The organism is Candidatus Clostridium eludens, assembly GCF_045310515.1.
Taxonomy (GTDB): Bacteria; Bacillota; Clostridia; order Clostridiales; family Clostridiaceae; genus Clostridium_B; species Clostridium_B eludens.
In genome coordinates, this window is record NZ_JBJHZX010000006.1 from 151,604 (window position 1) to 164,207 (window position 12,604).

The 12,604-nt window shown below is 31.0% G+C and carries 9 protein-coding genes; all 9 read left to right on the forward strand.

Going from position 1 to position 12,604, the window contains the following annotated elements:
• The first annotated feature begins 19 nt into the window (after nt 1-19).
• The 9 genes from ACJDU8_RS06055 (at nt 20) to ACJDU8_RS06095 (ending at nt 12,591) form a co-directional block, all read left to right on the forward strand.
• Nucleotides 20-979 carry a ribose-phosphate diphosphokinase gene (locus ACJDU8_RS06055; RefSeq protein WP_406791254.1) on the forward strand — a complete coding sequence of 320 codons (960 nt, stop codon included), beginning with the start codon at nt 20-22 and terminating at the stop codon, nt 977-979.
• 255 nt (nt 980-1,234) lie between these two features.
• Complete coding sequence (locus tag ACJDU8_RS06060; protein ID WP_406791255.1) at nt 1,235-1,921, forward strand: response regulator; 687 nt, start codon at nt 1,235-1,237, stop codon at nt 1,919-1,921.
• A complete protein-coding gene (locus tag ACJDU8_RS06065) occupies nt 1,922-3,337 on the forward strand; it encodes a sensor histidine kinase (RefSeq protein ID WP_406791256.1) in 1,416 nt (471 codons plus the stop codon).
• An 83-nt stretch (nt 3,338-3,420) separates the two neighbouring features.
• Nucleotides 3,421-4,608 carry a S1C family serine protease gene (locus tag ACJDU8_RS06070; RefSeq protein WP_406791257.1) on the forward strand — a complete coding sequence of 396 codons (1,188 nt, stop codon included), beginning with the start codon at nt 3,421-3,423 and terminating at the stop codon, nt 4,606-4,608.
• A gap of 95 nt (nt 4,609-4,703) precedes the next feature.
• A complete protein-coding gene (gene pth, locus ACJDU8_RS06075; RefSeq protein WP_406791258.1) occupies nt 4,704-5,267 on the forward strand; it encodes an aminoacyl-tRNA hydrolase in 564 nt (187 codons plus the stop codon).
• A gap of 167 nt (nt 5,268-5,434) precedes the next feature.
• On the forward strand, nt 5,435-8,956 hold the full coding sequence (mfd, locus tag ACJDU8_RS06080; protein WP_406791259.1) for a transcription-repair coupling factor: 3,522 nt from the start codon (nt 5,435-5,437) through the stop codon (nt 8,954-8,956).
• A 76-nt stretch (nt 8,957-9,032) separates the two neighbouring features.
• On the forward strand, nt 9,033-10,058 hold the full coding sequence (locus tag ACJDU8_RS06085) for a peptidylprolyl isomerase (protein WP_406791260.1): 1,026 nt from the start codon (nt 9,033-9,035) through the stop codon (nt 10,056-10,058).
• A gap of 176 nt (nt 10,059-10,234) precedes the next feature.
• A complete protein-coding gene (spoVT, locus tag ACJDU8_RS06090) occupies nt 10,235-10,786 on the forward strand; it encodes a stage V sporulation protein T (RefSeq protein ID WP_406791261.1) in 552 nt (183 codons plus the stop codon).
• A gap of 269 nt (nt 10,787-11,055) precedes the next feature.
• Nucleotides 11,056-12,591 carry a putative polysaccharide biosynthesis protein gene (locus ACJDU8_RS06095; protein ID WP_406791262.1) on the forward strand — a complete coding sequence of 512 codons (1,536 nt, stop codon included), beginning with the start codon at nt 11,056-11,058 and terminating at the stop codon, nt 12,589-12,591.
• The last annotated feature ends 13 nt before the right edge of the window (nt 12,592-12,604 follow it).

Consider the following 12,604-nt stretch of genomic DNA (forward strand, 5'->3'; position numbering starts at 1 on the left):
TTTTAGGAGGCTTTACATAATGATAACCCATGGTAAAAATATTAAAATTTTTGCAGGAAATTCTCATCCTGATTTAGCTAAACAGATAGGTGATATTTTAGGCATTAAAGTTGGAGATTCTAAAGTCACAACTTTTAGTGATGGTGAGATATGTGTAAATATTAATGAAACAGTAAGAGGAATGGATGTATTTATAGTTCAATCAACTAATAATCCTGTAAATGATAATTTAATGGAACTCTTAATTATGATTGATGCCTTTAAGAGGGCATCGGCAGGAAGAATAACTGCAGTAATGCCTTATTATGGTTATGCAAGACAAGATAGAAAAGCTAAGGCGAGAGATCCAATTACAGCAAAGCTGGTGGCAGATATATTAACAGCTACTGGTGCAGATAGAGTACTTACAATGGATTTACATGCTTCACAGATTCAAGGATATTTTAATATACCTCTGGATCATCTTTTAGGAGCACCTATACTTGCAAAATATTTTATACAAAAAGGATTTGATGAGAAGGATGATGTAGTTGTAGTTTCTCCGGATCTTGGAAGCGTAACTAGAGCTAGAAAATTTGCAGATAAATTGCATGCGTCAATAGCTATTATAGATAAAAGAAGGCCTAGAATCAATGTATCAGAAATAATGAATATAATTGGAGATATAAAAGATAAAACTGTTATATTAGTAGATGATATGATAGATACAGCTGGGACAATAACAAATGGTGCTAATGCTCTTATGGAACGTGGTGCAAAAGAAGTTTATGCATGTTGTACTCATTCTGTGTTATCAGGGCCGGCAATAGAAAGAATACAAGATTCTGCCATAAAAGAATTGGTTATGCTAAATACAATAGACTTACCTGAGGATAAGATGTTAGACAAGTTCAAGATATTGACTGTAGCTCCAGTGTTTGCTGAAGCTATAAGAAGAATATATGAAGATATTTCAGTAAGTAAATTATTTGAGGATTAATAGTTAAAGGCATGTAGATTATTTTCTACATGCCTTTATATCGAGTAATTCTAAAGTTCATTTGTAACTTATTTGTAACTTTTCAAACTACATTATTATTTAGATAAAAATATATGATAGATTTAGTATAGGAATAATTATTTATTTGCAATTATATAGGAATATTTGGTTTTAAGACACAGATGAAGGGTATAATAATGTAATTTAATAATACAAAATGTAAGTATATATTTGTAATTTTAGGAGGGTAAGAAAATGGACGGGTCAATAGGTAAAATTTTAATCGTAGATGATGATGAAAATATATGTGATGTAATAAAAATGTATGTAGAGAATGCTGGTTATGAAGTACAGGTTGCCAATGATGGCAAGTCGGCAGAAACAGCATTTTTAGAATATAAACCAGATTTAGTACTTTTAGATATAATGCTTCCTAATGTTGATGGAATAGATGTACTCAAATGGATAAGAAAAGAACATGAAACTCCTGTAATTATGCTTACAGCAAAAGGAGAAACCTTTGATAAAGTTTTAGGGCTTGAACTTGGGGCAGATGATTATATAGTAAAGCCTTTTGAGCCTAAAGAGATGTTAGCAAGAATTAAAGCGGTGCTTAGAAGATACAGTGTAGATAATGAAAATAAAGAAGTATTGAAGTTTGAACAGTTAACTATTGATATAAATTCTTATACTGTTACCTATAGGAATGAAGATATAAAAATGCCGCCAAAAGAGTTTGAATTATTATATTATCTGGCTAATAATAAAAATAGGGTGTTTACTAGAGAACAGCTCTTATGTGAAGTTTGGGGATACGATTATCCGGGAGATTCTAGAACTGTAGACGTACATGTTAAAAGATTAAGAGAAAAACTTCAAGGAGGGCCTAACTGGCAAATAGAAACAGTATGGGGTGTTGGATATAAGTTTGAGGTGAAGTAGATGAAAAAGGGGTTGTTTTCAAAGCTTGTAGCTGCATTTACTGCAATTATTATAGTAAGTTTTGTAATGACAGCAGCTTTTTTATCATATTGGTTTGAGAGTTATTATTTTGAACAGAGAAAAAGTGAATTACTTAAGGAATCCCAATTTATAAAATATAAAGCACTTCAATATCTGGAAGGAGATGTTACCTCAGATGAAATAAATGAAACTCTGGCGTATATAGGAAATTACCTATCAGCAGATATATGGCTTGTAGATAATTATGGTTTTGTATACTCGGTATCAAAAAGTGAACACAAGGAGTTAACATCAACTCCTAAGCAGATAGTTACTAAAGATTTGGAGGACCTTAGAGAAAATAAAACTGTGGATAAAACAGAAAGCTATTCAGATATATTTGTGGCTCCAGTGCATACTTTTGAAATACCTATTTTTTCAAAAGGGGTCTTTAAAGGTGCTATAATTATGCATACTTCTATAAATGAACTAAAGGAGCCTTTAAAGAGAGTATATGAGATTATATGGGTGTCTGCAGTTTTTGCTATTGTAATATGCTGTGTTGTAATCTATTATCTTTCCCAGAGAATAATAATACATCCACTTAAAAAGATTAATTACGTTGCAGATAAGATATCAAAAGGAGAAGTAGAAAAAAGGGTCTATATAGATTCTAATGATGAGATTGGAGAACTTGGAAAGTCTTTTAACAGTATGGCGGATTCGCTGGAACAGGTGGAGAAAAATAGAAGGCAATTTATATCCAATGTATCCCATGAAATAAGATCTCCTTTAACTTCTATAAAAGGTTTTATAGGAGGGATGATTGATGGTGTTATTCCGGGTGAAAAACAAAATTATTATTTATCAGTTACTTACTCTGAAATACAGAGGCTTACTAGGCTTGTAAATGATCTTTTAGATTTATCGGCTATCGAAGCCGGACAATTCAAACTTAGAATAGAGAAATTAGACATAAACGAAATTATAAGGTTGTGTGTTATAAAATTTGAAACTAAAATAAAGGATAAAAGATTAAAAGTAGATGTAGTTATGGAAAATAACAAACTTTATGTAGCTGCAGATAGAGATAGAATAAATCAAGTAGTTACAAATTTAATAGATAATGCGGTTAAGTATGTAAATGAAGGTGGAAATATAAAAATTTCAACTAAGACCAAGGGAGAAAAAGCATTTATATCTGTCTATAATGATGGTGCAGGTATACCGGAACTAGAATTAAAACATATATGGGATAGATTTTATAAATTAGATAAGTCCAGAACTTCAAAAGTCAGTACAGGACTTGGGCTTTCTATTGTAAGAAGTATACTAACCCAACTGGGAGAAGATATATGGGTTGAGAATAAGGAATCTGGTGGAATTATATTTGCATTTACTTTAAAAAGGGTTTAAGAAATTATTACATTCCGTTCATATTTGTGTAAAATTTTTTTATTATAATAACTCTAAATTTTAGAGATTATGAGGTGTATTTAATGGATGATAACAACAGATATGAGAACGTAAGAGATGTTCACTGGGAAAAGGTAGAAGTAGATACTGCAAAGATAAAATTTGTAAATATTAAGAGGCAGCCAAATATAAGAACATTGGCTAAATTATTTTGTTTTATATTGGTAGCGGCAATTTCTGGAGGTATATCTGGAGCTTATATAGTGAACAGAAGAGAAAATGCTAAAATTTATACACCTGATAATCAGTTATTGGTCGAATCTAATAAAAATACTGAAAAACAAGAAGATGCATCTGAAGGGTTTTATTCTAACTCTATAGCAAAGATAGCGCAAACAGTAGGCCCATCAGTAGTTGGTATAAGCAATAAAGCGGAAGGATATTTTGGTTTGCAAGATGTGGGAAGTGGTTCTGGTATAATAATTGATTCAAATGGATATATAGCAACTAATTATCATGTAATAGAAGGGGCAGATAAGGTTACTGTGAGACTTTCTAGTGGCAAAGTTTTGGATGCTTCTATATTAGGAGTAAATCAGGGGGCTGATTTGGCTGTTATAAAGGTGAATGCTAAAAATCTTCCTGTAGTTAAATTTGGAGATTCATCAACAGTAAAAATAGGGGATATTGTAGTTGCCATAGGAAATTCTTTAGGTCAAGAATTTCCTAGTGTTACGGCAGGTATAATAAGTGCGTTAAATAGGAAAATAGAGTATAATGGTTCCGTATATAAAGTTATTCAGACGGATGCAGCAATAAACCCGGGAAACAGTGGCGGGGCTCTTTGTGATATAAAAGGTTATGTCATAGGTATAAATAGCTTAAAGCTAGGTTCTGATTCCAATATAGCTGGTATAAATTTTGCAATAAATATAAATGATGCAAGAAACATAATAAATTCACTTATGAGTTATGGAGAAGGTTCAAAGCCTTATTTAGGTATATATGGTGAGGGCGTGGTATCACAGGATAATAAAATTCAGGGCATATATGTTCAGCAGGTTGAGAAAAATAGTGGAGCTGCAGCTTCAGGTATAAAGCCTACTGATATATTGATGGATATAGATGGCAGGCCAGTAAAAAATTTATCTGACATAGAAGAAATATTGCAAGGACATAAAGTAGGAGATAAAGTTTTGGGCAGAATATGGAGAAATGGTAGGATTATTAACACGCAAATAGTTCTTTCTGGAAATAATGAAAGTAAATAAAGAGACTTTATAAGTCTCTTTATTATTTATGTTTTTTGGTATAATATATTATTTAGATAATAATTTTAATTTAGTGCTGAGATTGGAGTAAGAACATGTTTTTAATAGTTGGATTAGGAAATATAGGTGTTAAGTATAAGCACACAAGACATAATATTGGATTTGATTTTATAGATTTAGTAAGCAAGAAGTATAATATTCCTTTAAATAGGGAAAAATTTAAAGGAATTTATGGAGAAGGTATCATAGAGGGTAATAAAGTGATACTATTAAAACCAAGTACTTATATGAACTTAAGTGGGGAGAGTGTGAGAGAAGCTGTAGATTTTTACAAAATTAAAACTGATCATATAATAATTGTATATGATGATATAAATATTGATATTGGAAGATTTAGAATAAGAACTCATGGAAGTGCCGGAGGGCACAATGGTATAAAGAATATAATATTAAATTTAGGAACTGATATGTTTCCTAGAATAAAAATAGGTGTGGGACAGCCTGATACAGGGCTTGTATCTTATGTTTTGGGAAGGTTTTCTGAAGGTGATAGGCTTAATATGGAAAAGGTTTTAGAAATTGTTTTAGAGGCATTAGAGTGTATTATGAATTTGGATATAGAAATAGCTATGAATAAATTTAATGGATTTAAGTTATAAATTCTATATAAAGTTGGTTTGAAACCGTGTAGTTTCTTTAATAATATAAAGAGACTAACGGTTATTGTGCGTTTGATTTTAATATGTAGTGTAATTTTTCATCTGTTAATGAGAGTGATTATTTTCAGGTGCCTAATATGAATAAATTTTATAGGGTGGTTGTTAGAATGAGACTAGGTGGACTTATGGAACCTATCAGGAAAAGTGGTGAATTTAAAAATATTATAGCTGGAATAACCAAAAAAGATTTTCCTATAGCAGTGTTTGGACTTTCGGAATCAGCTAAAAGTTATTTAATATATGGAGTGTATAATGAGCAAGACAAGCCTTTTTTAATTATTACTCATAGTGATGTGGAAGCTAGAAAATTATATGAAGATTTGTCCTTTTATGTACCACAGGTATATTATTTTCCTACTAAAGAAGTTGTGTTCTATAATATAGATGCTGTATCTGGGGATTTAAGGTGGGAAAGGTTAAAGGTTATAAGAGAAATGTTAAATCCAGGTAAAAAAATTATAATAACTTGTGTGGAATCCCTGGCACCGGTATATATACCTGTAGAATTATATAAAAATTATATGTTTAAAGTATGTGTGGGAGATAAATTAGATTTAAAAAGTATTAGTGAAAAATTGATACAGTGTGGGTATGAGAGAAGTGAAATTGTAGATGCAAAGGGTCAATTTTCTATAAGAGGGGGCATAATGGATGTATATTCTCCTATTTCTCCAGAACCATATAGAATAGAATTGTTTGGGGATGAAGTGGAATCAATTAGAAATTTTAATTTAGAATCTCAGAGAAGTATTGAAAAGATAGATAGTATAGAAATATTTGCGGCCAAAGAAATTATATTTGACAGACAGCGAATTGAAGCGGGAAAAAGTAGAATAGAAAAGGATTTAGCAATAATAGTAGAAAAATTAGAAAAAAGTAAAAACAATGAAGCTGTAGAAAAAATAAAAACAATAACAAATAAAAACTTAGAGAGTCTTCAAGAGACGTGGACATTTGAAAGTGTTGATAGTTTTTTACCATATTTTTATGATAATACTTCTTCTTTTTTGGATTATGTAAAAGATTACTTTATAGTTGTAGATGATATAAAAAGATGTTATGGAAAGTTAGATAGTGTATATTTTGAGTTTGAGGAAAATTATAAAAGTTTTTTAGAAAGGGGTAATGTATTACCTGGACAGAGTAGAATGTTAATTAATGAAGCTCAATTAACTGATGAAATTAGTAATAGAGAACTTATTATATTAGATGCTATTGCAAAATCTATTAAACAACTTCCACCAAGGTTGATAGTAAATTTTGCTCAGATAACTTTGAATAATTACCAGGGGAAAGTAGATTTACTTATTGAAGAAATAAAGCATAAAAAATCTAAAAATTTTAAGATTTTAATATTATCGGGTACTAGGGCCAGGGGGGAAAGGCTAGTTGATACCTTAAGAGATAGAGATATTGAAAGTAGTTATAAAGATGTTATACATGAGATTAAACCCGGTGAAGTAATTATAACTTTTGGAAGTCAGTTGAAGGGATTTGAGTATCCGGAATTAAAAATAAGTGTTATTTCAGATAAAGAGGTTTTTGGAGAAGCTAAAAGAAAAAGTGCCAGGAAAACTATCAAAAAAGGAACAAATAAAATTAAAAGTTTTACAGAACTTAAGCCAGGAGATTTTGTTGTTCATGTAAATCATGGTATAGGAGTATATAAGGGTATAAAACAGCTGGAGCTTCAAGGGCATAAAAAAGATTATTTAGAACTTATGTATGAATCGGAGGATAAATTATATGTACCCGTAGAGCAGCTTGATATGGTACAAAAATACATAGGTTCTGAGGGAAAAAGCCCCAAAATAAATAAGCTGGGAAGTTCAGAATGGGCTAAAGTTAAAAAGAAAGTAAAGAAATCCATAGAGGAGATAGCTGAAGATTTAATAAAATTATATGCTATTAGATCTACTTTAAAAGGACATAGATATTCAGAAGATACTGTATGGCAAAAACAGTTTGAAGATGAATTCCCATATGAAGAGACCCCGGATCAGTTAACAACCATAGAGGATATAAAAGTAGATATGGAATCAGATAAAGTAATGGATAGATTACTTTGTGGAGATGTAGGATATGGCAAAACGGAAGTTGCTGTAAGAGCAGCTTTTAAAGCTGTAATGGATGGTAAGCAGGTAGCTTTTTTAGTTCCGACCACAATACTGGCACAACAGCACTATAATAATTTTATTCAGAGATTTTCGGATTTCCCTGTAAAAGTAGATATGATAAGTAGATTTAAAACTCCTGCTCAGCAAAAAGCTGCTATAAAAGCTCTTAAAATTGGAGAAGTAGATATACTTATTGGAACTCATAGAATACTCCAGAAAGATATACAATTTAAGGATCTAGGGCTTCTTATTATAGATGAAGAGCAGAGGTTTGGAGTTAGCCATAAAGAAAAAATAAAGCAGATAAGAAAGAATATAGATGTGTTGACTTTAAGTGCCACACCTATACCTAGGACACTGCATATGTCTCTTGTAGGAGTGAGGGATATAAGTGTTATAGAAACACCTCCAGATGAAAGATATCCTATACAAACTTATGTAGTAGAATATAATGATCAGTTAATTAGAGATGCCATATTAAGAGAATTAAGTAGAGGAGGACAGGTTTACTTTGTATATAATAGAGTTGAGAATATAAAAGAAATGGCATCTTATATATCCAAATTAATTCCAGAAGGTAAGGTGGCAGTGGCCCACGGTCAAATGCAAGAAAGGGAACTTGAGGGAATAATAATGGATTTTATGAAAAATGAATATGATATTTTAGTATCTACTACCATTATAGAAACTGGCATGGATATACAAAATGTAAATACCATGATAATATATGATGCTGATAAAATGGGGTTATCGCAACTATATCAATTACGGGGAAGAGTTGGAAGAACTAATAGAATAGCTTATTGTTATTTGAGTTACCGTAAAGATAAGGTACTTAAAGAAGTAGCAGAAAAGAGACTTAAGGTTATTAAAGAATTTACCGAGCTAGGTTCTGGATTTAAAATAGCGTTAAAAGATTTAGAAATAAGAGGGGCAGGTAATATGATGGGGGCCTCTCAACATGGGCATATGGCGGCTATAGGATATGACTTATATTGTAGGATGTTAGAGGATTCCATAAAATTGATAAAAGGTGAAATAGATAAAGAACCAGTGGAAACTACGGTAGAATTGAAAGTAGATGCTTATATACCAGACAAGTATATAGAGAATGAAGTTCAAAAAATAGAAATATATAAAAAGATAGCAGCTATAAGTTCTTATGATGATATGCTAGATGTAAAAGAGGAATTAGAGGATAGGTTCTATGATATACCTGTGTCAGTCTATAATTTAATGGATATAGCATATATAAGAAGTATAAGTAAAGACCTAGGAATAGAATCTATAAAGGAGTCGAAAAATGAAGTGATCTTTACATTTCAAGGTGAAGATAGATTTGATAAGAATATACTGAGGGCATTGATTAAAACTTATTCTGGGAAAATAGTTCTAAAAATGAATAAAAAACTTAGTTTTGGATATACATTAAAAGATGTAAAGAGGGAAAACCTTCTAAGTAACATTAAGGAAATTGTTAAATATATGATACAAATATATGAACAAAAATAGTTTTGTAGTGAAAATACTTTTGTGTTAAAATAAATTTGTATTTTGTAAAATACCAAAAAGAGTGGGGGAATAAACTGTGAGAAATATAAAAAGATTGACAGCTGCTGCATTTATAACAATGTTTGTATTTTCGACTGCTGGATGTAATATGATAGAGAAAACACCAGAAGCTATAGCTAATAGCACGGTAGCAGTGGTTAATGGAGAAAAAATCACAAGAAGTGATTTAGATAAAGATCCAAATACAATGCAATTAATAAGTCAAATCAAACAGCAATATGGAGAAAACTATGAAAAGAATGAAGATGCTATTAATACTATAAAGACTCAAAAAGAGCAGATACTTGATGATTTGATTACAAATAAAGTAGTTGAACAAAAAGCTAAAGAATTAAAACTTTTACCAGAGGAGAGTAAATTGAAATCTGATATGGAGGATAAGATTAAACAAATTAAACAACAAAACTTTGGTAATAACGATGAACAGTTTGAAGCCGCATTGAAGGCGCAAGGGTTTACGGAAGAATCGTTTAAGAGTATGTTTCTATCTCAATTGAGGACTCAGGAGATACTGGAGAAGGTAAGTGATAGTATTGCAAAAAATATAAAAATAACCGATAAGGAAATTGAAGATTACTATAATGCCAATAAAAATAAATTTACAGAGCAGCCTAATAAAATGCATTTGGCTCATATATTGGTAAAAACTGAAGATGAGGCTAAGAAGGTAAAAAAGAGATTAGATGATGGAGAGGATTTTGCAACAGTTGCAAAAGAAGTATCCCAAGATACAGCTACTAAAGACAAGGGTGGAGATTTGGGAACTGTAAATTATGATAATTCAGGACTTGATGCTGATTTTATGGCAGGAGCTTTGGCACTAAAGGAAGGTGCTATATCAGAACCTGTTAAAAGTAGTTTTGGATACCATATAATAAAATGCATAAGTAAAGAAGAATATCCAGTTAAACCTCTTAGTAAAGTTAAGGATCAAATAAAAACACAATTAGAAAGCGATAAAAAGAACAGCTTAGTTTCTCAAAAAATTCAGGAATGGAAAAAAGCTTCAACTATAGATAAGAAAGAAAAGAATATTATGTAGTCAGAATTTACATATAAAATGTATAAAAACCTTAAAAAAGAACTATATTACAAATTATAATAGTTCTTTTTAAGGTTTTTTCTAATTTAAATAACAATTGTGTATAAAATTTCATGTTTAGAAAGATAATAATAATACAAGTTATATATTATTTTTTAAGGAGGAATCAATTAAGTATGAAAGCAACAGGAATTGTTAGAAGGATAGACGATTTAGGTAGAGTTGTAATACCAAAAGAAATAAGAAGAACCCTTAGAATAAGAGAAGGAGATCCTTTAGAGATATTTACAGACAGGGAAGGAGGAGTTATTCTAAAAAAGTATTCTCCTATTGGAGAATTAAGTGATTTTTCAAAGGGATATACAGAATCACTTCAGCAAACTATAGGTCATATAGTTATGATTTGTGATAAGGATAGCATGGTATCAGTAACTGGTACACCAAAAAAAGAATATTTAGAAAAGAAAATAAGCCCTGAATTAGAAAAATTAATAGAAGATAGAAAAACAGTTTCAACATCAAGGGAAGAAAATCAGATTATTCCCTTATATGATGATGAAGATATAGAAAATAAGTACTCTGCACAGGTTATATGTCCTATAATAGCAGGAGGAGATGCAATCGGAGCAGTAATAATAGTATCTAAAGAAGAAACTAAGTTTGGAGATGTAGAAGTCAAATTAGCTGAAACTGCATCATCCTTTTTAGGAAAGCAAATGGAACAATAGATAATGGTGGCAGCGTAGCTGCCATTTATATTTTGCCTCGAATAGCTAGCACTGCTATGCGTCTGATGTAAGTTCTTTCAAGATTCATATGAAGCAAAACACTGCTCATAGGCAAATTCCACATGAATCTAAAAATCACTTGATACATTAAAACATTATTGGCTGAAATATAAAAAATATTCACTTAAAGTAATAATGCCTTCCGGTTTTAAATAATTATAAACAGGGGAATAAATTGTTTGCAACTATAGTAATCTGGAGGTATATTTATGAAAAAACAATCGCTTATAAAAGGTACTATTATATTAGGGGCGGCAGGGATAATAGCTAAATTTCTAGGGTTATTTTTTAGATGGCCTCTTCAAATGCTTATTGGAGACGAAGGTGTTGGGTATTATCAAATGTCTTTTCCCCTGTATATGTTTTTTATTGCGGTAGCATCAGGCATACCGGTAGCAGTGTCCAAAATGGTATCTGAAAGAAATGCTACAGGGGATTATGAAGGAGTAATTCAGGTACTTAGAAAGTCTGTACTTCTAATGTTTGTTTTAGGGACAGGTTTTACAGCTATACTTCTTATATTTTCTAACCCTATCATACATTTTTTGAAATGGGATAAAAAATCGTATTATTCCTTAGTGGCAATTGCGTTTGCACCTATGTTTATATCTATAATGAGTGCTTTCAGGGGATTTTTTCAAGGACTTCAAAATATGAATTATACTGCCATATCTCAAATTATAGAGCAAATAGGAAGAATATTGGTAGGAGTTGGACTTGCGTATTTGCTTTTGCCTAAGGGTATAGAGTATTCTGCAGGAGGGGCGGCACTGGGAGCGGCAGCAGGGGGGATCTTTGGAGGAGTATATTTGATAATCAAATATATTTATGTAAGAAGACAAATAAGTGTATTTAAAGTATCAGACAATAAAGATATATTAACTAAATTACTGTATATAGCAGTTCCTGTATCTTTAGGAGCAGCTGTAAGCAGTATAATGAGTCTTATAGACTCAGCTCTGGTGCCGCAGAAATTATTAGAAGCAGGATTTACATATAGGGATGCTGCCATATTATATGGGCAACTTACGGGAAAAGCCTTTATATTAATAAATGTGCCTCTCACACTATCTGCTGCGTTATGTGCTTCTTTAATGCCTATAATTGCAGAATCACATGTATTAAACAAAAAAGCTGATGTTATAAATAAGGTGGATTTATCCTTTAGACTTTCTACTGTAATTGGATTTCCATCTGTGTTAGGATTATATACTCTGGCATATCCAATTTTAAATCTGATATTTCCAGGTCAATCTGCTGGGTTTGAAATACTTCAGTATTCAGCCATATGTATTCCATTTATAATATTGGTGCAAACATCTACGGCTATATTACAAGGGGTAGGGTATTATATTAGACCAGTACTTAATTTGGGGGTAGGATGTGTTGTGAAAATAATTATAACTTTATTTATGGTACCTGTGCCTTCCGTAAATATTTATGGAGCTATTATAGGAAGCATAGCTGGATATGCTATAACATGTATTTTAAATATAATATTTTTAAGTAGAAATCTGAGGATAAATATAAATTATTTTCAAACTATGGTTAAGCCAGCATTTGCTTCCTTATTTATGATAGTATCTGTTGTAATTATCTATTGTTATGTCTATAATTATACCATGAGTAGCAGAATAGCTTGTTTTCTAGCTATTATTTCAGGTTTAATTATATATATTCCGCTTATAGTTGTATTTAGGATATTTAAATATAGTTATATAAAAAGTAGATTTTTAAAAAGATAAAGGAGAGATTACA

Bases quoted from the DNA above. Each gene is read 5' to 3' on its own strand.
- ACJDU8_RS06055 (WP_406791254.1), top strand. From the start codon at position 20: ATGATAACCCATGGTAAAAATATTAAAATTTTTGCAGGAAATTCTCAT.
- ACJDU8_RS06060 (WP_406791255.1), top strand. From the start codon at position 1,235: ATGGACGGGTCAATAGGTAAAATTTTAATCGTAGATGATGATGAAAAT.
- ACJDU8_RS06065 (WP_406791256.1), top strand. From the start codon at position 1,922: ATGAAAAAGGGGTTGTTTTCAAAGCTTGTAGCTGCATTTACTGCAATT.
- ACJDU8_RS06070 (WP_406791257.1), top strand. From the start codon at position 3,421: ATGGATGATAACAACAGATATGAGAACGTAAGAGATGTTCACTGGGAA.
- pth (WP_406791258.1), top strand. From the start codon at position 4,704: ATGTTTTTAATAGTTGGATTAGGAAATATAGGTGTTAAGTATAAGCAC.
- mfd (WP_406791259.1), top strand. From the start codon at position 5,435: ATGAGACTAGGTGGACTTATGGAACCTATCAGGAAAAGTGGTGAATTT.
- spoVT (WP_406791261.1), top strand. From the start codon at position 10,235: ATGAAAGCAACAGGAATTGTTAGAAGGATAGACGATTTAGGTAGAGTT.
- ACJDU8_RS06095 (WP_406791262.1), top strand. From the start codon at position 11,056: ATGAAAAAACAATCGCTTATAAAAGGTACTATTATATTAGGGGCGGCA.